The sequence below is a fragment of the Pseudomonas sp. MF08875 genome (assembly GCF_059862525.1).
The window spans coordinates 1-23,635 of record NZ_JCBCUW010000025.1 but is presented as its reverse complement, the minus strand read 5'-3'; the positions used below and the strand labels follow the sequence as shown (position 1 = coordinate 23,635).

At 59.1% G+C, this 23,635-nt stretch carries 20 protein-coding genes; 16 read left to right on the top strand and 4 right to left on the bottom strand.

Going from position 1 to position 23,635, the window contains the following annotated elements; genetic code table 11:
- Positions 1-43 precede the first annotated feature (43 nt).
- The gene (locus tag AC19YT_RS15960) at positions 44-961 is read left to right on the top strand and encodes a DUF808 domain-containing protein (RefSeq protein WP_500610599.1); all 918 of its coding nucleotides are present in this window, start codon (positions 44-46) and stop codon (positions 959-961) included.
- A 35-nt stretch (positions 962-996) separates the two neighbouring features.
- Here AC19YT_RS15960 and AC19YT_RS15955 read toward each other — a convergent pair whose 3' ends face one another.
- Both AC19YT_RS15955 and AC19YT_RS15950 read right to left on the bottom strand, forming a co-directional pair.
- A complete protein-coding gene (locus tag AC19YT_RS15955) occupies positions 997-1,785 on the bottom strand; it encodes an MlaA family lipoprotein (protein ID WP_095110640.1) in 789 nt (262 codons plus the stop codon).
- Positions 1,778-3,076 carry an alpha/beta fold hydrolase family protein gene (locus tag AC19YT_RS15950; RefSeq protein WP_095110639.1) on the bottom strand — a complete coding sequence of 433 codons (1,299 nt, stop codon included), beginning with the start codon at positions 3,074-3,076 and terminating at the stop codon, positions 1,778-1,780. The genes AC19YT_RS15955 and AC19YT_RS15950 overlap by 8 nt, the downstream gene beginning before the upstream one ends.
- 334 nt (positions 3,077-3,410) lie before the next feature.
- On the opposite strand from AC19YT_RS15950, the gene AC19YT_RS15945 reads away from it, so the two are divergent.
- The 3 genes from AC19YT_RS15945 to AC19YT_RS15935 all read left to right on the top strand — a co-directional run bounded on the left by AC19YT_RS15945 (position 3,411) and on the right by AC19YT_RS15935 (position 6,587).
- Positions 3,411-4,259 carry a glycine betaine ABC transporter substrate-binding protein gene (locus tag AC19YT_RS15945; RefSeq protein WP_095110638.1) on the top strand — a complete coding sequence of 283 codons (849 nt, stop codon included), beginning with the start codon at positions 3,411-3,413 and terminating at the stop codon, positions 4,257-4,259.
- A 361-nt stretch (positions 4,260-4,620) separates the two neighbouring features.
- Positions 4,621-4,932, top strand: a complete 312-nt coding sequence (locus AC19YT_RS15940) for a DUF485 domain-containing protein (RefSeq protein WP_095110637.1) — start codon at positions 4,621-4,623, stop codon at positions 4,930-4,932.
- Positions 4,929-6,587: a cation acetate symporter gene (locus tag AC19YT_RS15935; RefSeq protein WP_095110636.1), complete on the top strand. Its 1,659-nt coding sequence runs from the start codon at positions 4,929-4,931 to the stop codon at positions 6,585-6,587. The genes AC19YT_RS15940 and AC19YT_RS15935 overlap by 4 nt, the downstream gene beginning before the upstream one ends.
- A 331-nt stretch (positions 6,588-6,918) precedes the next feature.
- On the opposite strand, the gene gltA is transcribed toward AC19YT_RS15935, so the two are convergent.
- Entirely contained in the window at positions 6,919-8,208 is a 1,290-nt protein-coding gene (gltA, locus tag AC19YT_RS15930) for a citrate synthase (protein ID WP_095110635.1), read from the bottom strand.
- A gap of 363 nt (positions 8,209-8,571) precedes the next feature.
- Between gltA and sdhC the strand changes: the two genes are divergently transcribed.
- From sdhC to AC19YT_RS15870, 12 genes are all read left to right on the top strand, one after another.
- Positions 8,572-8,946 (top strand): succinate dehydrogenase, cytochrome b556 subunit, encoded by a 375-nt coding sequence (gene sdhC / locus AC19YT_RS15925; protein WP_500610598.1) that lies wholly within the window; start codon positions 8,572-8,574, stop codon positions 8,944-8,946.
- On the top strand, positions 8,940-9,308 hold the full coding sequence (gene sdhD / locus AC19YT_RS15920) for a succinate dehydrogenase, hydrophobic membrane anchor protein (protein WP_095110633.1): 369 nt from the start codon (positions 8,940-8,942) through the stop codon (positions 9,306-9,308). The genes sdhC and sdhD overlap by 7 nt, the downstream gene beginning before the upstream one ends.
- A gap of 3 nt (positions 9,309-9,311) precedes the next feature.
- The gene (sdhA, locus tag AC19YT_RS15915) at positions 9,312-11,084 is read left to right on the top strand and encodes a succinate dehydrogenase flavoprotein subunit (protein WP_095110632.1); all 1,773 of its coding nucleotides are present in this window, start codon (positions 9,312-9,314) and stop codon (positions 11,082-11,084) included.
- Positions 11,085-11,095: 11 nt separating this feature from the next.
- On the top strand, positions 11,096-11,800 hold the full coding sequence (locus AC19YT_RS15910) for a succinate dehydrogenase iron-sulfur subunit (protein ID WP_095110708.1): 705 nt from the start codon (positions 11,096-11,098) through the stop codon (positions 11,798-11,800).
- A gap of 262 nt (positions 11,801-12,062) precedes the next feature.
- Positions 12,063-14,894 carry a 2-oxoglutarate dehydrogenase E1 component gene (locus AC19YT_RS15905; RefSeq protein WP_095110631.1) on the top strand — a complete coding sequence of 944 codons (2,832 nt, stop codon included), beginning with the start codon at positions 12,063-12,065 and terminating at the stop codon, positions 14,892-14,894.
- 44 nt (positions 14,895-14,938) lie between these two features.
- On the top strand, positions 14,939-16,156 hold the full coding sequence (odhB, locus tag AC19YT_RS15900; RefSeq protein ID WP_095110630.1) for a 2-oxoglutarate dehydrogenase complex dihydrolipoyllysine-residue succinyltransferase: 1,218 nt from the start codon (positions 14,939-14,941) through the stop codon (positions 16,154-16,156).
- A 99-nt stretch (positions 16,157-16,255) separates the two neighbouring features.
- Complete coding sequence (gene lpdA / locus AC19YT_RS15895; RefSeq protein ID WP_095110629.1) at positions 16,256-17,692, top strand: dihydrolipoyl dehydrogenase; 1,437 nt, start codon at positions 16,256-16,258, stop codon at positions 17,690-17,692.
- A 218-nt stretch (positions 17,693-17,910) separates the two neighbouring features.
- Positions 17,911-19,077 (top strand): ADP-forming succinate--CoA ligase subunit beta, encoded by a 1,167-nt coding sequence (gene sucC / locus AC19YT_RS15890; RefSeq protein ID WP_095110628.1) that lies wholly within the window; start codon positions 17,911-17,913, stop codon positions 19,075-19,077.
- Positions 19,077-19,958, top strand: a complete 882-nt coding sequence (gene sucD / locus AC19YT_RS15885) for a succinate--CoA ligase subunit alpha (protein ID WP_020299222.1) — start codon at positions 19,077-19,079, stop codon at positions 19,956-19,958. The genes sucC and sucD overlap by 1 nt, the downstream gene beginning before the upstream one ends.
- A gap of 423 nt (positions 19,959-20,381) precedes the next feature.
- The gene (gene brnQ, locus AC19YT_RS15880) at positions 20,382-21,695 is read left to right on the top strand and encodes a branched-chain amino acid transport system II carrier protein (protein WP_500610597.1); all 1,314 of its coding nucleotides are present in this window, start codon (positions 20,382-20,384) and stop codon (positions 21,693-21,695) included.
- Between the two features lie 188 nt (positions 21,696-21,883).
- Positions 21,884-22,621, top strand: coding sequence for a DUF599 domain-containing protein (locus tag AC19YT_RS15875; RefSeq protein ID WP_095110626.1), 738 nt, complete (start codon positions 21,884-21,886; stop codon positions 22,619-22,621).
- Complete coding sequence (locus AC19YT_RS15870; protein WP_095110625.1) at positions 22,621-23,022, top strand: MAPEG family protein; 402 nt, start codon at positions 22,621-22,623, stop codon at positions 23,020-23,022. Before AC19YT_RS15875 ends, AC19YT_RS15870 begins: the two co-directional genes overlap by 1 nt.
- A 63-nt stretch (positions 23,023-23,085) precedes the next feature.
- Here the strand turns inward: AC19YT_RS15870 and AC19YT_RS15865 are convergent, their stop codons facing one another.
- Entirely contained in the window at positions 23,086-23,346 is a 261-nt protein-coding gene (locus tag AC19YT_RS15865; protein ID WP_095110624.1) for a hypothetical protein, read from the bottom strand.
- Between the last annotated feature and the right edge of the window lie 289 nt (positions 23,347-23,635).

The following is a 23,635-nucleotide window of genomic DNA, read 5'->3' as shown; positions in this document are numbered from 1 at the left end:
CGCGCTATGCTCCATCACATTTCTTGTGACAGGACGACCTTCCATGGCTGGCAGCAGCTTGTTGTTATTGATCGATGACATCGCCGCGGTGCTCGATGACGTGGCGCTGATGACCAAAATGGCGGCGAAGAAGACCGCCGGGGTGCTGGGCGACGACCTGGCGCTCAACGCCCAGCAGGTGAGCGGCGTGCGTGCCGAGCGGGAGATTCCGGTGGTGTGGGCGGTGGCCAAGGGGTCGTTCGTGAACAAGCTGATTCTGGTGCCTTCGGCCCTGGCCATCAGTGCGTTCGTGCCCTGGCTGGTGACGCCGCTGCTGATGGTCGGCGGCGCGTACTTGTGTTTCGAGGGCTTTGAGAAACTGGCCCACAAGTTCCTGCACAGCCCCGCCGAGGACCAGGCCGAGCACGCCAAACTCGTGCAGGCAGTGGCGGACCCGGCCACCGACCTGGTGGCGTTCGAGCGCGGCAAGATCAAGGGTGCGATCCGCACCGACTTCATTCTCTCGGCGGAAATCATCGCCATCACCTTGGGCACCGTGGCCGACGCGCCGCTGACCCAGCAGGTCATTGTGTTGTCGGGCATCGCCCTGGTGATGACGGTGGGGGTGTATGGCCTGGTGGCGGGCATCGTCAAACTCGACGACCTGGGCCTGTGGCTGACGCAGAAAAGCGGGCAGGTCGCTCAAAGTGTCGGCGCGGCGATCCTGCGGGCGGCGCCTTACATGATGAAGGGCCTGTCGGTGATCGGTACGGCGGCGATGTTCCTAGTGGGCGGCGGCATCCTCACCCACGGTGTGCCGGCGATCCATCACTGGATCGAAGGCGTGGGCGCGGCGGCGGGCGGAGCGGGGTTTATCGTGCCGATCTTGCTCAACGGCGTGGCCGGGATCGTGGCCGGCGCCGTGGTGCTGGCCGGCGTGATGGCGGCGACGAAGATTTGGAAGGCGTTTAGCGGTCGCTAGCTACAAGCTGCAAGCTTGAGGCTTGCAGCTCCTATCTATTCCGCAATTTGCAGCTTGCGCGCTTCGGTGTAGACGTAGCGCACTTTTTCGTACTCGAACGGTGTGTTCAGTTGGCCGTAGCGGAAGCTGGTCTGGTAGCGCTTGTCTACGCCGCGCAAAACCCAGACTTCTGGGTGGTTGCTGCTGACTTCGGCGACGTTGAGGAAGTTGACCGTGGATTCGGCGCTGTAGTCGAACACCAGCCCGCCGGTGTCGCGCAGGTTGGAAGGGCCGAGGATCGGCAGGATCACGTAGGCGCCGCCCGGTACGCCGTAGAAGCCTAGGGTCTGGCCGAAGTCTTCGCTTTGGCGCGGCAGGCCCATTTTGGTGGCCGGGTCCCACAGGCCGGCGACGCCGAGGGTGGTGTTGAGCAGCAGCCGCGCGGTGGTTTCCATGGAGCGCTGGCCCTTGAACTGCAACAGGCTGTTGAGCAGGTTCGGCACGTCCCCCAGGTTGTTGAAGAAATTGCTCACGCCGCTGCGCAAAAAGCTGGGGGTGATGTAGCGGTAGCCGTCGATCACCGGCAGGAACACCCACTGGTCGAAACGGTAGTTGAAGTGGTAGACGCGCCGGTTCCACGACTCCAGCGGGTCATACACGTTCAGGGCATTGAGGGTGGAGCGCTCGAATTCGCGCTGGTCCAGGCCCGGGTTGAACTTGAGTTTGGTCAAGGGCTCGGTGAAACCGTCCGGGGCGACCACGGTCGGCGCATTGGCCTTGCTGTTGTCGGCTTGGGCGACGCCTGCGCTCAGTAAAGCGGCAATAAGCAGGAAGTGTTTAGCCACGGAAAAACTCCAGCATGGCGTCGCTGTTGACGCGATAGTTCAGGTTGCCGCAATGGCCGCCGTGGGGGTAGACCGTCAAGCGGTCACCGAATGTGGTGCGCAGAAAACCCAGGTCGCCCGGGCCCAGGATCACGTCATCGGCGTTGTGCATCACGGCGATTTTCGGGCTGGTTTGCAGGTAATCCTTGAGGGCGTAGAGGCTGACCTGGTCGATCAGTTGCAGCAGGCTGCCGCCGTCGGTGCGGGCGCGCCACATGGGGATCACTTGTTCGGTCAGGTAGCAGTCGAAGTCGCATTGCAGGGCGCGCTTGAGGAACGGCGTGAGGCTGGTGCCTTCGCTGATGGGGTATTTGGGCGGGGTAATCAGGCCGCGGCGGTTGATGAGGTCGGAGGTGAAGGCGATGTCGGCCGCCGAAAAGCGGAACGAGGTGCCGATCAGCATGGCCATCTGTTCGTTGGTCAGGTGCTGCTTGGACTGCTGGAAGTCGTAGAGCAGGGCATCGTTGAGGTCGATGTAGCCTTTTTGCTGGAAATAGCGGGTCAGCTTGTTGAGCACCAGTTCATAGAAAGTGGTGTTGTTATTGATGCCCTTGACCTCGGTCTGCACCAGTTTGTCCAGGTTGCTGATGGAGGTGTAGAGATTGACTGGCGGGTTGAGCAGCAAAACCTTCTTGAAGTTGAAGCTGCGCCGGGTTTCGTCCAAGTGGGCGACGAACGCCGCATTCAGCGCGCCGAGGCTGTAGCCGGTGAGGTAGTAGTCGGTAACCGGCAGTTTCGGGTGCTGGGCGCGCACCGCTTGCATCACGCGGTAGAGGTCTTCGGCGTCTTCCTTGCTCACCCCGGGGGTGGCGAAGCGCGAGGCGGCGCTGATGAAGTCGAAACTGGTGGGTGAGGACAGCTGCACCACGTGGTAACCGGCCTGGTAGTAGAGCTTTTTCAGGTACTCGTTGAGGCTGCTGTGGTACGGCGCGCCGGTGCCGGCGATCAGGAAGATCAGCGGCGCAGCGTGGTCCTGCTTGGCCATGCGGTAGGTGAGTTTCTTCACTGCCCAGAAGTTGTCCGGCAGGATGAATTCACGTTCCGGGCGCAGGGTCAGGCTGTAGTCGGCTTGGTCGATGTCTTCGTCCAACGGCAATTGCGGGCGCAGGTCCGGCGGGGTGGTGGCAATGGTGGCTTCAAAAGGGTTGGTCAGCGGGTAGCCATAGCTAGCGGCATCAATGTCCACCGCCAGTGCGGACGCACTCAAGAATAGGCCGCCAAACAGGGCGGCGCAGCGCAAGCATCGGAGCATGACGAGATCCCTTAGAGGAAAGTACCGAATGGTGTTCGCAGGCTATGACCGCCGCAGTTGTGCCAAAGTGCCATGAGGGCAGCTAAACAGGCACAATCGGGGCTAATAGTAGCTGGACGATACAGGTTGCAAGGGTGGCGGGTGGTAATTATCTGTAATCGTGGCGCCTGGCCATGTCGGAGGTGGTTTCCGGGTGTCGTTACTGGCGTAGTGATGTCGTTTCTCGCTGCCTCAGGGTCGCTGCCAGAGCAGGTCTGCCCCGGCACTGGGTTGATGATCCAAGGGGCAGCACGCCGCCCGGCATCCGTCGGGCGCAACTTTCGGGGAAGCAACGATGAAGATGCGACGACTCTTAAGCGCAGGTGCCGCACTGGCGCTTGCGATGAGCTCCACCCTGGCCAGCGCGGACGGCAATACCCTGAGCATCGGCTACGTCGATGGCTGGTCCGACAGCGTGGCCACTACCCATGTGGCGGCGCAGGTCATCAAGGAAAAACTCGGCTATGACGTCAAGCTGCAAGCGGTCGCGACCGGGATCATGTGGCAGGGCGTGGCCACCGGTAAGCTCGACGCCATGCTCTCGGCCTGGCTGCCGGTGACCCACGGCGAATACTGGACCAAAAACAAGGACAAGGTGGTCGACTACGGCCCCAACTTCAAAGACGCGAAAATCGGCCTGATCGTGCCCGAGTACGTCAAGGCCAAGTCGATTGCCGACCTTAAGGACGACACCAGCTTCAAGAACAAGATCGTCGGCATCGACGCTGGCTCAGGCGTGATGCTCAAGACCGATCAGGCAATCAAGGATTACGGCCTGGGGTACAAGCTGCAAGCCAGCTCCGGCGCGGCGATGATCGCCGAACTGACCCGCGCCGAGGACAAGAAAGAGTCCATCGCCGTGACCGGTTGGGTGCCCCACTGGATGTTCGCCAAGTGGAAGCTGCGCTTTCTCGAAGACCCTAAAGGCGTTTACGGCGCCGCCGAAACCGTCAACAGCATTGGCAGTAAAGGCCTGGAGAAAAAAGCCCCGGAAGTGGCGGCGTTTCTGAAGAAGTTCCAGTGGGCGTCCAAGGATGAAATCGGCGAAGTCATGCTGGCCATCCAGGAAGGCACCAAGCCGGACGTGGCGGCCAAGGCGTGGGTCGCCAAGCACCCTGAACGCGTCGCCGAGTGGTTGAAGTAACCCGCCCGTCTCCGCCTGACCGCCCCGGTGTGCCTGGATGCCACCGGGCTGCGGTTGCAGGTGCATTCCTGGCACCGTGTTGCCAGCCAGCAGAAACCTTCCTGCCATAGCCCCTTCAGGGCTGATCCAAACCTTCCTCCCAGCCCCTTGCTTGCCAAGGCTCTTCTGCCGTGGGCAAGGGCTGTTTCTTCTATGCTCTGTTGGCGTTCTTGCGCCCATTGCCAGTGGGCGACAGCTTCTGGCCTGGGGAGCCTGCTTGCTTCGGCGGATGGTTCTAAGACTAAGGTCGTCTGGAACCAGTTCTACAGCCGCATAGAGTGGGTACGTTCTAACAATAATCTGTGCTGCGAGGATAAAAACAATGAACGACAGCATTTACCTCTCGATTCAAAACAGCCCGCGTTTCAAGGAGCTGGTGAGCAAAAGAGAGCGGTTCGCCTGGATTCTCTCGGCGATCATGCTTGGGCTTTACTCGGGCTTCATCCTGTTGATTGCGTACGGACCCCAGGTATTGGGAGCCAAGATCAGTCCTGAATCATCGATTACCTGGGGCATCCCCATCGGTGTCGGGCTGATTCTCTCGGCCTTTGTCCTGACAGGCATCTACGTTCGCCGCGCCAATGGCGAGTTCGATGACCTGAACAACGCCATTCTCAAGGAGGCTGCACAATGATCCGGCGTCTATTTGCGGCACTCGGGCTTGCGGCCTTCGCTCCTGCGCTTTGGGCAGCCGATGCCCTGACCGGCGAAGTGCATAAACAACCGCTCAACGTTTCAGCCATCCTGATGTTCGTCGCGTTCGTCGGCGCTACCCTGTGCATCACCTACTGGGCTTCCAAGCGCAACAACTCGGCAGCCGACTACTATGCGGCCGGCGGCAAGATCACCGGTTTTCAGAACGGCCTGGCGATTGCCGGTGACTACATGTCGGCGGCGTCCTTCCTGGGTATTTCCGCCCTGGTGTACACCTCCGGCTACGATGGCCTGATCTACTCGATCGGCTTTTTGGTGGGCTGGCCGATCATTCTGTTCCTGATCGCCGAGCGCCTGCGCAACTTGGGCAAGTACACCTTTGCCGACGTGGCGTCCTATCGCTTGGGGCAAACCCAGATCCGCACCCTGTCGGCCTGTGGCTCGCTGGTGGTGGTGGCGTTCTACCTGATCGCGCAAATGGTCGGTGCCGGCAAGCTGATCCAGCTGCTGTTCGGCTTGGACTACCATGTCGCGGTCATTATGGTCGGCATCCTGATGTGCCTGTATGTGCTGTTCGGCGGCATGCTGGCCACCACATGGGTACAGATCATCAAGGCAGTGCTGCTGCTGTCCGGTGCCAGCTTCATGGCCATCATGGTAATGAAGCACGTCAACTTCGACTTCAACGCACTGTTTGCCGAGGCGATCAAGGTTCACCCTAAAGGTGAGGCCATCATGAGCCCCGGCGGCTTGGTGAAGGACCCGATCTCGGCCTTCTCCCTGGGCCTGGCGTTGATGTTCGGTACTGCTGGCCTGCCGCACATCCTGATGCGCTTCTTCACCGTGAGCGATGCGAAAGAAGCGCGTAAGAGCGTGCTGTATGCCACTGGCTTCATTGGCTACTTCTACATCCTGACCTTTATCATCGGTTTCGGCGCGATCCTGCTGGTTAGCACCAACCCGGACTTCAAGGATGCAGCGGGCGCCTTGCTCGGCGGCAACAACATGGCGGCGGTGCACCTGGCCAATGCTGTGGGCGGCAGTATCTTCCTGGGCTTCATCTCGGCCGTTGCGTTCGCCACCATCCTGGCGGTCGTGGCCGGCTTGACCCTGGCAGGTGCCTCGGCGGTGTCCCATGACCTGTACGCCAGCGTCATCAAAAAGGGTAAAGCCAACGACAAAGATGAAATCCGTGTCTCGAAAATCACCACCATTGCTCTCGCAGTGCTGGCGATTGGCCTGGGCATCCTCTTTGAAAGCCAGAACATCGCGTTCATGGTAGGCCTGGCGTTCTCCATCGCGGCAAGCTGCAACTTCCCGGTACTGCTGCTCTCGATGTACTGGAAGAAACTGACCACCCGCGGCGCCATGATCGGCGGCTGGCTGGGCCTGGTGAGTGCGGTAGGCCTGATGGTGCTTGGCCCGACCATCTGGGTGCAGATCCTGCACCACGAAAAAGCGATCTTCCCTTACGAGTACCCAGCGCTGTTCTCGATGATTATTGCCTTCGTCGGGATCTGGTTCTTCTCCATCACCGACAAGTCCAAGGCTGCGGATAACGAGCGGGCGCTGTTCTTCCCGCAGTTCGTGCGTTCGCAGACGGGCCTGGGGGCGAGCGGGGCGGTCAGCCATTGAGGCAGCTGCGAGCTTGAAGCTTCAAGCGGCAAGCTAGAAGCGGTGTTGTAAAGAAGTACCCCTGCTCAGAGGCAGGGGTATTTTTTTGGGTGGCTGAAAGCTTGTAGCGGCAAGCGGTGTTGTGGGGTGAGGTGCACTTGCGTAGAGGCTGGCGTATTTGGTTGAGGCTTTCAGCTTGCAGCTCAAGGCTGCGTTGTGTAGCGAGGTGTCCCTTGCGCAACGGCCGACGCCTTTATTTGGGGCTTAGAGCTTGAGACTTGCCGCTTGCTGCTCCTAACCCCCAGGCAAAAAAAACGGCCTCATCAAGAGGCCGTTTCAATTTGCTTGGGTGTTAGTGCCGATCTTCGAGCTTGGTGATGTCACGCGACTCATAGCCGGTGTACAACTGGCGCGGGCGGCCGATCTTGTACGGGCTGGAGAGCATTTCCTTCCAGTGCGAGATCCAGCCGACGGTACGCGCCAGGGCGAAGATCACGGTGAACATGCTGGTTGGAATGCCGATCGCCTTGAGGATGATCCCCGAGTAGAAGTCAACGTTAGGGTAGAGCGAGCGTTCGATGAAGTACGGGTCGGTCAGGGCGATCTCTTCCAGGCGCATGGCCAGTTGGAGTTGCGGATCGTTGTTGATCCCCAGTTCGCGCAGGACTTCGTCGCAGGTCTGCTTCATTACGGTGGCACGCGGGTCACGGTTCTTGTAGACGCGGTGCCCGAAGCCCATCAACTTGAACGGATCGTTCTTGTCCTTGGCCTTGGCGATGAACTTGTCGATGTTCGAGACATCGCCGATTTCATCGAGCATGGTCAATACTGCTTCGTTCGCACCGCCGTGGGCAGGGCCCCAGAGCGCGGCGATACCGGCGGCGATGCAGGCGAACGGGTTGGCGCCCGAGGAGCCTGCCAGGCGCACGGTGGAGGTCGACGCGTTCTGCTCGTGGTCGGCGTGGAGGATGAAGATCCGGTCCATGGCCTTGGCGAGTACCGGGCTGATCGGTTTGATCTCGCACGGGGTGTTGAACATCATGTGCAGGAAGTTTTCGGCGTAGGTCAGGTCGTTGCGCGGGTACATCATGGGCTGGCCCATGGAGTACTTGTAGACCATCGCGGCCAGGGTGGGCATCTTGGCAACCAGGCGGATCGCGGAGATTTCGCGATGCTGCGGGTTATTGATGTCCAGGGAGTCGTGGTAGAAGGCCGACAGGGCGCCGACTACGCCGCACATGACGGCCATCGGGTGGGCGTCGCGGCGAAAGCCGTTGAAGAAGGTCTTCAACTGCTCGTGGACCATGGTGTGGTTCTTCACGGTGCTGACGAACTGGGCTTTCTGTTCTGCGGTCGGCAATTCGCCGTTGAGCAGCAGGTAGCAGGTTTCCAGGTAGTCCGACTTCTCGGCGAGTTGTTCGATCGGGTAGCCACGGTGCAACAGGATGCCGTTGTCGCCGTCGATGTAGGTGATCTTCGACTCGCACGAGGCAGTCGACATGAACCCTGGGTCAAAGGTGAAGCGGCCCGTGGCCGTCAAGCCCCGAACGTCGATTACATCAGGACCAACGGTGCCGGTTAAAATGGGCAGCTCGACGGGGGCTGCGCCCTCGATGATCAACTGCGCTTTTTTGTCAGCCATGTGGCCTCCTATTTATGCTTCAAATCATCAGACAGACCCCCCACGCAGGGCCCGCACCACTATATTGATATAAATTCGAATGTCAATTTGCCTAAAGTCTTGCCCCAGAAGGCTTTAACCGTACTTTTTCCTCGAAATTACCCGCCATTTACGCCTTTTATACGGCTTGCGCAATGCGCTATTAGGGTGAGGACAGCGCGTTGTCATTAGTAGCCTAACTGTCTATACTCGGCCTCCGACCGCCAGGGGCTTTTGGGCCTGTTTTGATGGGGGTCGCATCCCTGGGTGGTGGTTACCTGACCAGTGCACTCCCCAACAACTTTGCCCTGATTGTTAGGGGCTCTTCAGTGTGAAAAAAAAGCCGTGAATAGCCAACGACCTGTAAACCTAGACCTAAGGACCATCAAACTCCCCATCACCGGCGTTACGTCATTTCTTCACCGTGTATCCGGCATCATCCTCTTCCTGGGCCTTGGCATCATGCTTTACGCATTGGGCAAATCCCTGGGTTCCGAGGAAGGCTATGCCGAGGTGAAGGCTTGCTTGACCAATCCGCTGGCCAAGTTCGTAGCATGGGGCCTTCTGTCCGCTCTGCTTTATCACCTGGTTGCCGGTGTGCGCCACTTGATTATGGACATGGGCATCGGTGAGACGCTGGAAGGCGGCCGCCTGGGCTCGAAAATCATCATCGCCATTTCCGTGGTGCTGATCGTTCTGGCAGGAGTTTGGATATGGTAACCAGCGTTACGAACCTTTCGCGTTCGGGCCTCTATGACTGGATGGCGCAGCGTGTGTCTGCGGTCGTTCTCGCGGCTTATTTCATTTTCCTGATCGGATACCTCATTGCGAACCCTGGCATTGGCTACGCCCAATGGCACGGCCTGTTCGCAAACAACGGGATGCGTATCTTCAGTCTGCTGGCCCTGGTGGCCCTGGGCGCTCACGCCTGGGTCGGCATGTGGACCATCGCGACCGACTACCTGACGCCGATGGCGCTGGGCAAGTCCGCGACCGCAGTACGTTTCCTCTTCCAGGCAGTCTGCGGCGTTGCGATGTTCGCGTACTTCGTCTGGGGTGTGCAGATTCTTTGGGGTATCTGATTCATGGCTAACATTCCAACCATTTCCTTCGACGCCATCATCATTGGCGGCGGCGGCGCCGGCATGCGCGCAGCGCTGCAGCTGGCACAAGGTGGTCACAAGACTGCCGTTATCACCAAGGTGTTCCCGACCCGTTCGCACACTGTGTCGGCCCAGGGCGGCATCACCTGCGCCATCGCTTCCGCCGATCCGAATGACGACTGGCGCTGGCACATGTACGACACCGTCAAAGGTTCCGACTACATCGGTGACCAGGACGCTATCGAATACATGTGCCAGGAAGGCCCTGCCGCGGTTTTCGAGCTGGACCACATGGGTCTGCCGTTCTCTCGTACCGAGCAGGGGCGTATCTACCAGCGTCCGTTCGGCGGTCAGTCCAAGGACTACGGCAAGGGCGGCCAGGCTGCTCGTACGTGCGCCGCTTCCGACCGTACCGGTCACGCGCTGTTGCATACCCTTTATCAGGGCAACCTGAAAGCGGGTACCACGTTCCTGAACGAGTACTACGCCGTCGACCTGGTGAAGAACCAGGACGGCGCGTTCGTCGGTGTGATCGCAATCTGCATCGAAACTGGCGAAACCACCTACATCCGTGCCAAGGCTACCGTACTGGCCACGGGCGGCGCGGGCCGCATCTATGCGTCCACCACCAACGCCCTGATTAACACCGGCGACGGCGTGGGCATGGCCTTGCGTGCTGGCGTGCCGGTGCAGGACATCGAAATGTGGCAGTTCCACCCGACCGGCATCGCCGGCGCCGGTGTACTGGTGACCGAAGGTTGCCGCGGTGAAGGTGGCTACCTGATTAACAAGCACGGCGAGCGTTTCATGGAGCGTTATGCTCCGAACGCGAAGGACCTTGCCGGTCGTGACGTGGTTGCTCGCTCGATGGTTAAAGAAATCATCGCCGGCAACGGTTGCGGTCCGAATGGCGACCACGTGATGCTCAAACTCGACCACTTGGGCGAGGAAGTGCTGCACAGCCGTCTGCCAGGTATCTGCGAACTGTCGAAGACATTCGCCCACGTTGACCCGGTGGTTGCGCCGGTTCCGGTTGTTCCGACTTGCCACTATATGATGGGCGGCGTTGCCACCAACATTCATGGCCAGGCGATCACCCAGAACGACGAAGGCGTGGACCAGATCATCCCAGGCCTGTTCGCGGTAGGCGAAGTGGCGTGCGTATCGGTTCACGGTGCCAATCGTCTGGGCGGCAACTCGCTGCTCGACCTGGTGGTGTTCGGCCGTGCTGCTGGCCTGCACCTGGAAAAAGCCCTGACCGAAGGCATCGAGTACGACGACGCCACCGACGCCGACATCACGGCGGCCCTGGCGCGCCTGTCCGCTCTGAACGAGCGCACCGATGGCGAAGACGTAGCAACCCTGCGTCGCGAGCTGCAAAACTGCATGCAGAACTACTTCGGTGTGTTCCGTACCGGCGAATACATGCAGAAGGGTATTGCCCAACTGGCAGATCTGCGTGTGCGTATTGCCAACGTGAAGATCAACGACAAGTCCCAGGCCTTCAACACCGCGCGTATCGAAGCTCTGGAGCTGCAGAACCTGCTGGAAGTGGCCGAAGCTACCGCCATCGCCGCAGAAGTGCGTAAAGAGTCCCGCGGCGCTCACGCCCGTGAAGACTTTGAAGACCGTGACGACGAAAACTGGCTGTGCCACACCCTGTACTTCCCGGGTGACAAGCGCGTGACCAAGCGTGCTGTGAACTTCTCGCCGAAGACTGTTCCGACTTTTGAACCTAAGATTCGGACTTATTAAGGGTGGCCGCCATGTTGAAAGTCAGTGTTTATCGCTACAACCCCGATCAGGACGCTTCGCCGTTCATGCAGGAATTTTCGGTCGATACCGGTGGTAAAGACCTGATGGTGCTGGACGTGCTGGCCCTCATCAAAGAGCAGGACGAGGGTTTCTCCTATCGTCGCTCTTGCCGTGAAGGTGTCTGCGGTTCTGACGGCATGAACATCAACGGCAAGAACGGCCTGGCGTGCATCACGCCGCTGTCCGCCGTGGTCAAGGGTAACAAGCTGATCGTTCGTCCTCTGCCAGGTTTGCCGATTATTCGTGACCTGGTCGTCGATATGAGCATCTTCTACAAGCAATACGAGAAGGTTAAGCCTTACCTGCAGAACGACACGCCGGCTCCGGCCATCGAACGTCTGCAGTCTCCGGAAGAGCGTGAAAAGCTCGATGGTCTGTACGAGTGCATCCTGTGCGCCTGCTGCTCGACCTCGTGCCCATCCTTCTGGTGGAACCCGGACAAGTTCCTGGGCCCGGCCGCTTTGCTGCAAGCCTACCGCTTCCTGGCAGACAGCCGTGACACCCAGACGTCCGAACGTCTGGCTTCACTGGACGACCCGTTCAGCGTATTCCGCTGCCGCGGGATCATGAACTGCGTCAACGTATGTCCCAAAGGCCTGAACCCGACTAAGGCCATCGGTCACATCCGTAACATGCTGCTGCAGAGCGGCGTGTGATACAGCTGCAGTACCCGTAACACCGTTGTACCCGTAGATGCTACGGCGCAGGCTTCAACCGGCGCCGTAGTTTTAACCTGAACAGCAGCCTAAAAGGCCGCGGTTCTTATTTTGAAGAAATGAGACAAGCAGGGGCATCCGGGCTGGTACCCGGACTATCAGCGTGATCCTAAGTGGCTTGTTTTGGTCGCTGCACTCGGACTTCTGCAAGTTTGCTCGGTGTCTTCGCCGGTGGTGTTCCCCTAACCGAGGGTGACCAAGCATGCAAGAAAGCGTGATGCAGCGCATGTGGAACAGCGCCTACCTATCCGGTAGTAACGCTGCCTATGTGGAAGAGCTCTACGAGCTCTACCTGCACGACCCTAACGCTGTGCCAGAAGAGTGGCGCACCTATTTTCAGAAGTTGCCTGCTGATGGCAACACTGCCACCGATGTTTCGCACTCGACAATTCGCGATCATTTCGTCTTGCTGGCAAAGAACCAGCGCCGCGCCCAACCGGTTTCCGCCGGCAGCGTGAGCAGTGAGCACGAGAAGAAGCAAGTTGAAGTGCTGCGACTGATCCAGGCCTACCGTATGCGTGGCCACCAGGCAGCCCAGCTTGATCCGCTGGGGCTGTGGCAGCGTCCTGCACCTGCAGACCTGTCGATCAATCACTACGGCTTGACCAATGCCGATCTTGATACGACCTTCCGTGCCGGAGACCTGTTCATCGGCAAAGAGGAAGCGAGCCTACGCGAAATTCACGAAGCGTTGCAGCAGACATATTGCCGCACCATCGGCGCTGAATTTACGCACATCGTCGATTCCGAGCAGCGCCAGTGGTTCCAGCAGCGTCTGGAAAGCGTGCGCGGCCGTCCGACCTTCTCCGCGGACATCAAGAGCCACCTGCTCGAGCGCGTTACGGCCGCTGAAGGCCTGGAAAAGTACCTGGGCACCAAGTACCCGGGCACCAAGCGTTTCGGTCTGGAAGGCGGCGAGAGCCTGATTCCGTTGCTCGACGAGTTGATCCAGCGTTCCGGTTCCTACGGCACCAAGGAAATCGTCATCGGCATGGCCCACCGTGGCCGTCTGAACGTACTGGTCAACACCTTCGGCAAGAACCCGCGTGAGCTGTTCGACGAATTCGAAGGCAAGAAAAAGGTTGAGTTGGGTTCCGGTGACGTCAAGTATCACCAGGGCTTCTCGTCCAACGTCATGACTGCCGGCGGCGAAGTCCACCTGGCAATGGCGTTCAACCCTTCCCACTTGGAAATCGTTTCGCCGGTGGTTGAAGGTTCCGTGCGTGCCCGCCAGGATCGTCGCAACGATCCGACTGGGGAAAAGGTCCTGCCGATTTCCATCCACGGTGACGCTGCATTCGCAGGTCAGGGCGTGGTCATGGAAACCTTCCAGATGTCGCAGACACGCGGCTTCAAGACGGGCGGCACGATCCACCTGGTCATCAACAACCAGGTCGGCTTCACCATCAGCAACCCGCTGGACTCGCGCTCCACCGAGTACGCCACCGACGTTGCGAAGATGATTCAGGCGCCGATCCTGCACGTTAACGGTGATGATCCGGAAGCTGTGCTGTTCGTGACCCAGCTCGCCATCGACTACCGCATGCAGTACAAGCGCGACGTGGTGATCGACCTGGTTTGCTACCGTCGTCGCGGCCACAACGAAGCGGACGAACCTAGCGGCACCCAGCCTCTGATGTACCAGCAGATCAGCAAACAGCGCACCACCCGTGAGCTGTACGCCGATCACCTGACCCAGAGCGGCGTCCTGGACATCGAGCGCGTGCAAGCGAAGATCGACGAATACCGCAACGCGCTGGATAACGGCCTGCATGTGGTAAAAAGCCTGGTCAAAGAGCCGAACAAAGAGTTGTTCGTGGACTGGCGCCCGTACCTGGGCCACGCCTGGACTGCGCGTCACGACACCCGTTTCGACCTCAAGACCCTGCAAGAGCTGTCCGCCAAGCTGCTGGAAATCCCGGAAGGCTTCGTAGTCCAGCGCCAGGTCGCGAAGATCTACGAAGACCGTCAGAAAATGCAAGCCGGCGGCCTGCCGATCAACTGGGGTTATGCCGAAACCATGGCATACGCGACCCTGGCGTTTGAAGGTCACCCGATCCGCATGACTGGCCAGGACATTGGCCGCGGTACGTTCTCGCACCGTCACGCCGTGTTGCACAACCAGAAAGACGCGGGCACCTACATCCCGCTGCAGAACCTGTACAAAGGCCAGCCACGTTTCGACCTGTACGATTCGTTCCTGTCCGAAGAAGCCGTACTGGCATTTGAATACGGTTACTCGACCACCACGCCTAATGCGTTGGTGATCTGGGAAGCCCAGTTCGGTGACTTCGCCAACGGCGCCCAAGTGGTGATCGACCAATTCATCACCAGCGGCGAGCACAAGTGGGGCCGTCTCTGCGGTCTGACCATGTTGTTGCCGCACGGTTATGAAGGTCAGGGGCCGGAACACTCCTCGGCCCGTCTGGAGCGTTACCTGCAGTTGTGCGCCGAGCACAACATCCAGGTGTGCATGCCGACCACTCCGGCCCAGATCTACCACTTGCTGCGTCGCCAGGTGATTCGCCCGCTGCGCAAGCCGCTGGTAGTCCTGACTCCTAAGTCGCTGCTGCGCCATAAACTGGCCATCTCGACCCTGGAAGATCTCGCGGAAGGTTCGTTCCAGACCGTTATCCCGGAAATCGACGCCCAGGACCCGAAAAAGGTCGAGCGCGTTGTGCTCTGCAGCGGCAAGGTCTACTACGACCTCCTCGAAAAACGCCGCGCCGAAGGTCGTGACGACATCGCCATCGTGCGTCTTGAGCAGTTGTACCCATTCCCTGAGGACGACCTGATCGAAGTCCTGGCTCCTTATTCCAACCTCAAACACATCGTTTGGTGTCAGGAAGAGCCGATGAACCAGGGTGCCTGGTACTGCAGCCAGCACCACATGCGCCGCATCATCAGTGGTCACAACAAGTCGCTCGTACTCGAGTACGCGGGCCGTGACGCTTCTGCTGCACCTGCTTGTGGTTATGCATCGATGCACGCTGAGCAGCAGGAAAAACTCCTGCAAGATGCCTTTACTGTTTAACGCCTTCGCGCTGACTGAAACCGAATTTTAAGGACCCACAGATAATGGCTATCGAAATCAAAGCCCCGTCATTCCCGGAATCGGTTGCCGATGGCACCGTTGCCACCTGGCACAAAAAACCAGGCGACGCTGTAAAGCGTGACGACCTGATCGTCGACATCGAGACCGACAAGGTTGTACTGGAAGTGTTGGCCGAAGCCGACGGCGTCCTGGGTGCCATCGTTGCCGAAGAGGGCGCTACCGTCCTCTCTAACCAGGTACTGGGTTCGATCGAGGCGGGCGGTGTTGCCGCGGCTCCCGCAGCCGCTGCTGCCGCTCCTGCACAGGCCGCTGCGCCTGCTGCCGGTGGTGAAGACGATCCTGTTGCCGCACCTGCTGCGCGCAAGCTGGCTGAAGAAAGCGGTATCAACATTGCTTCCGTTGCCGGCACCGGCAAAGGTGGTCGTGTGACCAAGGAAGACGTCGTTGCAGCCGTTGCGGCCAAGAAAGCCGCCCCGGCCGCCGCACCTGCCAAGGCTGCTGCGCCTGCCGCCGCTGCCCCGGTGTTCGCTGCCGGTGATCGCGTCGAGAAGCGTGTTCCGATGACCCGCGTTCGCGCCACCGTGGCCAAGCGCCTGGTTGAAGCCCAGTCGAACATGGCGATGCTGACTACCTTCAACGAAGTCGACATGACCGAAGTCATGGCCCTGCGTTCGAAGTACAAGGACCTGTTCGAGAAGTCCCACAACGGCGTACGCCTGGGCTTCATGTCGTTCTTCGTGAAAGCTGCCACCGAAGCGCTGAAACGCTTCCCGGCAGTCAACGCTTCGATCGATGGCGGCGATATCGTCTACCACGGCTATGCCGACGTCGGTGTTGCGGTTTCCAGCGATCGCGGTCTGGTTGTACCGGTTCTGCGTAACGCCGAACTGATGAGCCTGGCTGAAATCGAAGGTGGCATCGCCACTTTCGGTAAGAAGGCTCGCGACGGTAAGCTGTCGATGGACGAAATGACCGGTGGTACTTTCACCATCACCAACGGTGGTACATTCGGCTCGATGATGTCGACCCCGATCGTCAACCCGCCGCAAGCAGCGATCCTGGGTATGCACAACATCCTGCAACGCCCTATGGCGATCAATGGTCAGGTCGTGATCCGTCCGATGATGTACCTGGCCCTGTCCTACGATCACCGTTTGATCGATGGTAAAGAAGCCGTGACTTTCCTGGTAACCATCAAGAACCTGCTGGAAGACCCGGCTCGCTTGCTCCTGGATATCTGATAGAAGCAGCGTCAAGTTGCGAGCTGCAGGCTGTAAGAAAAATCAGCTTGGCTTGCAGCTTGACGCTAAAGCTTGTCGCTAAATAGAGGATCTATTTTCATGTCTCAGAAATTTGACGTTGTAGTGATTGGTGCGGGCCCTGGCGGCTACGTCGCGGCCATCAAGGCTGCGCAACTGGGCCTCACGACTGCCTGCATCGAGAAATACACCGACAAGGAAGGCAAGCTGGCGTTGGGCGGCACTTGCCTGAACGTAGGTTGCATTCCTTCCAAGGCGCTGCTGGACAGCTCCTGGAAATTCCACGAAGCCCAGGATGGTTTTGCCATCCACGGTATCAATCACGCAGGCGTGACCATGGACGTTGCTGCCATGGTTGGCCGCAAGGCAAATATCGTCAAAGGCCTGACCTCCGGCGTTGCGACCCTGTTCAAAGCCAATGGCGTGACTTCCCTGCAAGGCCACGGCAAGTTGCTGGCCGGCAAGAAAGTCGAGCTGACCAAGCCTGACGGTTCGGTTGAAGTGATCGAAGCCGAGCACGTGATCCTGGCCTCTGGCTCGCGTCCGATCGACATTCCACCAGCTCCAGTGGACAACAACGTCATCGTTGATTCCACCGGTGCCCTGGAATTCCAGGCCGTGCCAAAACGCCTGGGCGTGATCGGCGCTGGCGTGATTGGCCTGGAACTGGGTTCCGTCTGGTCCCGTCTGGGCGCGCAAGTGACTGTCCTGGAAGCCCTGGATACCTTCTTGATGGCTGCCGACACCGCTGTGTCCAAAGAAGCCCTGAAAACCCTGACCAAACAAGGTCTGGACATCAAGCTGGGCGCTCGCGTCACCGGCTCCAAGGTCAACGGCGAAGAAGTCGTGGTGACCTACACCGACGCCAACGGCGAACAGACCATCACCTTCGACAAGCTGATCGTAGCCGTTGGTCGCCGTCCGGTGACCACCGATCTGCTGGCGGCTGACAGCGGTGTGACCATCGACGAACGTGGCTTCATCTTCGTTGACGACCAGTGCGCGACCAGCGTTCCTGGCGTCTACGCGATCGGCGATGTGGTGCGCGGCATGATGCTGGCGCACAAGGCTTCCGAAGAAGGCATCATGGTGGCCGAGCGCATCAAGGGCCACAAAGCCCAGATGAACTACGACCTGATCCCTTCGGTTATCTACACCCATCCGGAAATCGCATGGGTCGGTAAAACCGAGCAAGCCTTGAAAGCTGAAGGCGTTGAAGTTAACGTCGGCACCTTTCCGTTCGCCGCCAGTGGCCGTGCCATGGCAGCCAACGACACCGGTGGTTTTGTCAAAGTCATCGCCGACGCCAAGACCGACCGCGTACTGGGTGTTCACGTGATCGGCCCGGGCGCTGCAGAACTGGTTCAGCAGGGCGCTATCGGTATGGAATTCGGCACCAGTGCCGAGGATATCGGCATGATGGTCTTCTCCCATCCGACCCTGTCCGAAGCGTTGCACGAAGCCGCGTTGGCGGTGAATGGCCAAGCCATCCACATCGCCAACCGCAAGAAACGCTAAGCAAGATAATAAGAAACCACGGCGGTTGCCCGTCGTGAGCCTTGCGCGCAAGACTCACCGCGGAATGTCCGCTGGACGCAGCCTTGTGTAGTTTCACCGACTGCCCGGCCTTCGGGTGGGGCAGGCGATGAAACTGCGCAAGCAGCAGTCACAGGTGGTGCGGCACTTATGAAAGTGCAGCGCCGAATGCGCAGTACCTAACGAAGACGGTAATAAGCATGAATCTTCACGAGTATCAGGGTAAGCAGCTGTTCGCTGAATACGGCCTGCCAGTATCCCAGGGTTTTGCAGTAGACACTCCGGAAGCGGCAGCAGAAGCTTGCGACAAAATCGGCGGCACCGAGTGGGTTGTCAAAGCCCAGGTCCACGCTGGTGGTCGCGGTAAAGCGGGCGGCGTAAAGCTGGTTCGCAGCAAAGAAGACGCCAAAGCATTCGCTCAACAGTGGTTGGGCAAGCGTCTGGTGACTTACCAGACTGACGCCAACGGCCAGCCAGTCACCAAGATCCTGGTTGAATCGTGCACTGATATCGCCAAAGAGCTGTACCTGGGCGCTGTCGTTGACCGTTCGAGCCGTCGCATCGTGTTCATGGCTTCCACCGAAGGTGGCGTGGACATCGAGAAAATCGCTCACGACACCCCTGAGAAAATCCTCAAGGCCACCATCGATCCACTGGTCGGCGCTCAGCCGTTCCAGGGTCGCGAGCTGGCTTTCCAGCTGGGCCTGGAAGGCAAGCAAGTTGCTCAGTTCGCCAAGATCTTCGTTGGTCTGGCCAAGCTGTTCCAGGATCACGATCTGGCCCTGCTGGAAGTGAACCCGCTGGTTATCAAGGCTGATGGCGACCTGCACTGCCTCGATGCCAAGATCAACATCGACGCCAACGCAATGTACCGCCAGCCTAAGCTGAAGACTTTCCACGATCCGTCGCAGGACGATCCGCGCGAAGCGCACGCTGCCAAGTTCGAGCTGAACTACGTAGCGCTGGAAGGCAACATCGGTTGCATGGTCAACGGTGCTGGCCTGGCCATGGGCACCATGGACATCGTCAACCTGCATGGCGGCAAGCCAGCCAACTTCCTCGACGTGGGCGGCGGCGCTACCAAGGAACGCGTTACCGAAGCGTTCAAGATCATCCTGTCCGACGCTAACGTCGCTGCAGTACTGGTCAACATCTTCGGCGGCATCGTTCGTTGCGACATGATTGCCGAAGGCATCATCGGTGCAGTGAAAGAAGTCGGCGTGAAAATCCCGGTTGTTGTTCGCCTTGAAGGCAACAACGCTGAACTGGGCGCTAAAGTACTGGCAGAAAGCGGTTTGAACATCATCGCTGCTACCAGCCTGACCGACGCTGCTCAACAAGTCGTCAAAGCTGCGGAGGGCAAATAATGAGCGTCCTGATTAACAAAGACACCAAGGTTATCTGCCAGGGCATCACCGGTTCCCAGGGTAGCTTCCACACCCAGCAAGCCCTCGAATACGGCACCAAGATGGTTGGCGGCGTGACTCCAGGCAAAGGCGGCACCGAACACCTGGGCCTGCCAGTGTTCAACACCGTGAAAGACGCTGTAGCAGCCACTGGCGCAACCGCCAGCGTGATCTACGTTCCAGCTCCTTTCTGCAAGGACTCCATCCTTGAAGCGGCGTTCGGCGGCATCAAGCTGATCGTGTGCATCACCGAAGGCATTCCTACCCTGGACATGCTGGATGCCAAGGTCAAGTGCGACGAACTGGGCGTGGTCCTGATCGGCCCTAACTGCCCAGGTGTCATCACCCCGGGCGAATGCAAGATTGGCATCATGCCAGGTCACATTCACTTGCCAGGCAAGGTCGGTATCGTTTCCCGTTCCGGCACCCTGACCTACGAAGCTGTGAAGCAGACTACTGACGCCGGTTTCGGTCAGTCGACTTGCGTCGGCATCGGCGGTGACCCGATCCCAGGCTCGAACTTCATCGACATCCTGAAACTGTTCCAGGAAGACCCGAAGACCGAAGCGATCGTGATGATCGGTGAGATCGGCGGTTCGGCTGAAGAAGAAGCGGCTGCCTACATCAAGGCAAACGTGACCAAGCCGGTTGTTTCCTACATCGCTGGTGTGACTGCCCCTGCGGGCAAGCGCATGGGCCATGCGGGCGCAATCATCTCCGGCGGCAAAGGCACTGCAGACGAGAAGTTTGCTGCCCTGGAAGACGCCGGCGTGAAAACCGTGCGTTCGCTGGCAGACATCGGCAAGGCACTGTCCGAGCTGACTGGCTGGGCGATCAAGTAAGAGCCGCCGCAAGCTGCCAGTTTTAAGCTGTAAGAGAAGAGCGTTCGTTCTCTGAGTTGCAGCTTGTAGCGCTCTACTACAAAGGCCACCCCTCGGGGTGGCCTTTGTGCTTCAAGCGCAGGCGTAAGCGGCAAGTTTTGAGCTGCAAGAGAAAAGCACACGGGCATGGTTGCCGGTTGTAGCGAGTCACGTGCTGCTGCTTTTACAAGAACACGACATTGAGATGTCGTTTATCGGACAGTGCGCCCCCTAACAGTGCGTTTATCACGCAATTTCTGTACGCTAGCCGCCTCTTTATGCGTCTGCTCCCCACAAGGAAGTGCCGCGCTAAACGGGTCAGTCCCAAACGGACCGACAGCATTTCCCTCATCCATAGGGAAGTCCCTCTCTAAATTCCGATTCAGTAGTGTGGTATTTCCCTAAATGAAAGTGTTGAAAGGCCAGGACATCCTGGCACTTGGTTTTATGACCTTTGCCCTCTTCGTGGGCGCCGGCAACATCATCTTCCCGCCTATCGTTGGTTTGCAGTCCGGGCCTCATGTCTGGATGGCGGCGTTGGGCTTTCTGATTACCGCCGTGGGCCTACCGGTGATTACCGTCGTGGCCTTGGCCAAGGTCGGCGGCGCGATGGACGCGCTGAGTAGCCCCATCGGTAAACTGGCCGGCGGCATCCTGGCGGCGGCATGCTACCTGGCGGTCGGCCCGCTGTTCGCTACTCCGCGCACGGCCACGGTGTCCTTTGAAGTGGGCCTGGCGCCGCTGACCGGTGAGAGCCCATTGGCGCTGTTCCTCTATAGCTCCGTGTACTTCTTGCTGGTGTTCTTCATCTCCCTGTACCCGGGCCGTCTGCTCGATACTGTCGGGCGTTTCCTGGCACCTTTGAAGATCATTGCCCTCGCAGCCCTGGGGATCGCCGCGTTTGCCCTGCCGGCCGGGAATGTTGGCACCGCCACCCCTGAATACGTCGCCGCACCGTTCTCTCAAGGGTTCATCAGTGGCTACCTGACCATGGATACCCTGGGCGCACTGGTATTCGGCATCGTCATCGTCAACGCCATTCGTTCCCGTGGCGTCGATTCGCCGGCGCTGATTACCCGCTACGCCATCATTGCTGGCCTGATTGCTGGCGTGGGCCTGGCGTTGGTGTACATCAGCCTGTTCCGCCTGGGTTCGGGCAGCCATGAAGTGGCGGCCGGTGCCACTAATGGCGCGGCGGTACTGCATGCCTATGTGCAGCACACTTTCGGTTCCCTGGGCAGCGGTTTCCTTGCTGTGCTGATTTCCCTGGCCTGTCTGGTGACCGCCGTGGGCCTGACCTGCGCCTGCGCCGAATACTTCAGCCGCGTGCTACCGCTGTCGTACAAAACACTGGTGGTGATCCTCGCTGCGTTCTCGCTGCTGGTTTCCAACCTGGGCCTGACCAAGTTGATCGCGTTCTCGATCCCGGTGCTGACCGCCATTTACCCGCCGTGCATCGTGCTGGTGGCCTTGAGCTTCTGCAAAGACTTCTGGCAGGAGCAGGGCCGCATTGTCGGCCCGGTGATGCTGGTGTCGTTCCTGTTCGGCCTGATCGATGCCCTCAAGGGGGCGGGCCTGGCGGGTTGGTTGCCGGCCAAGTTGAGCAACCTGCCGCTGGCCGAGCAAGGCCTGGCCTGGCTGGTGCCGTGTGTCTTCACCCTGATGCTGGCCGTAGTCTGCGACCGACTGCTGGGCAAGCGCAGCGAAGCCATCGCGTAGATCTGCCGGCCCGCCACAAGCGCGCCGAGCCGTACTGAAATGCCCCGCATCAATCGATGCGGGGCATTTTTTATGGGCGCGTGGTCGTGTCTTTTTTCGTGGGCTAACGTCGAAGGTCTGTCTGTCGGCACCGGAAGCTGCCTGGGGCCGGCCAGATTTATATTCGCCAACGTCTCACAGGGAATTGCATGTCGTTTATCCAGGCCAATCTGACCCACCTTCTCGCCGCCCTCTGGTTTGTCATCTGTTGGGGCGGGTATACCCGTTACGCCACCTGGAAGGGCCGCGACACCGCGTGCCTGGCCAGTGTCCTGCATCTGTACCGCGAAGACTGGATGCGCCGCATGCTGTTGCGTGACAACCGCATCGCCGATGCCAGCGTGATCGGCAATCTGGAGCGCAACGCCTCATTCTTCGCCTCCAGCACGCTAATTATCCTGGCGGGCATTCTGACTGTACTGGGGGCTTCCGAGCGCGCCGTATCGTTATTGGCGGACATTCCGATGGTGCAGCAGGCGTCCCAGGGCATGTCCGAGATCAAGCTGCTGTGCCTGGCGATGGTCTTCGTCTACGCCTTTTTCACCTTTAGCTGGTGCATGCGTCAGTACAACTTCGCGGCGATTCTGGTAGGTTCCGCACCCATGATCGGCGAACGCCATGTCTCCGAGCAGGAGCGCAAGGCGTTCGCGTCGCGGGCTGCCCGTGTGATCTCCATGGCTGCCAACCAGTTCAACTTTGGCCTGCGTTCCTATTACTTCGGCATGACCATGCTGGCCTGGTTCGTCAGCCCTTGGTTGTTCATGTTGATGAGTACGGGGGTGGTGCTGGTGCTCTATCGCCGCGAGTTTCATTCCGACGTTCTTGAAGTCATGGTCTATACCCCTACAGAGGCGCCCTTGCCTGATGCCAATAAAGAGGTGAATTAATGAGTATCCCGTTCTGGTGCGTGTTTATCAGTGCGTTGTTGATCTTCGTGGCCCGCATGCCGGTGGCCAAGGCGATGAAAGAGCAGGGCGGCTACAACAACCACCTGCCACGCCAGCAACAGGCGCAGTTGACCGGGTTCGGCGCCCGCGCCGTGGCGGCCCATCAAAACAGTTTCGAGGCGTTCATCCTGTTTTCCGTCGGCGTGTTGATGGCGCACACCACCCAGACCGCCGGTTGGCTGATCGATAGCCTGGCGATCATCTTTGTCATTGCGCGGGTTGTTTATTTGCTGTGCTACTGGGCTGACTTGGCATGGCAGCGCAGCCTGGTGTGGTTTGTCGGTTTAGTGTGTTCATTGTTGTTGATGCTCAGCCCGACCTTTCGCACTGTGTTGCTCTAGTTAAATCCCAGGCAAAAGAAAACCCGCACTTGGCGGGTTTCTTTTTGCAGCGCTAAAACCCGATTAGTTGGTTTTAGGGGCTTCGGCAGGGGCGGCCGGAGCGGCTTCTTCTGCGGCGGCCTTGTTCGATTCAGCCTGATCTTTGGCGGCTTCGACGTTTTCTTTCGCGGCCTCGTTCACTTTATCCTGAGCTTCGTTCATTTTTTGCTGGGCTTGCTCAGCATGTTGGTTGGCATCTTGAGCTTTGTCCTCGGATTTTTTATCGCAGGCAGCGAGACCGAGGGAAGCGGTCAACATCAAGGCAATAGCTAAAGTCTTACGCATGGGGTGTTTCTCCTTATTGAAGATATCTTCTGGCCTTTCGAGCACGGCTGCGCAGGTTAAGTTCCAGAAACCTGCAGATATATTAACTTCTTATTTCATGGAACTAACGGCCTGTGCGTTGATTGCCCTCATTCGATATTCAGCCAGCGAGTAAACCCATGGTGCCTGAATTCATAGAATAAGCGCAACGCTTGAAACGAGAGGCAGAGAGCCAGCCACCGGTAGAATCCAGGCTCTCACACCGAAGGATTCAAGCGCAGATGACTACGCATTACCGGCAGCTGACTCA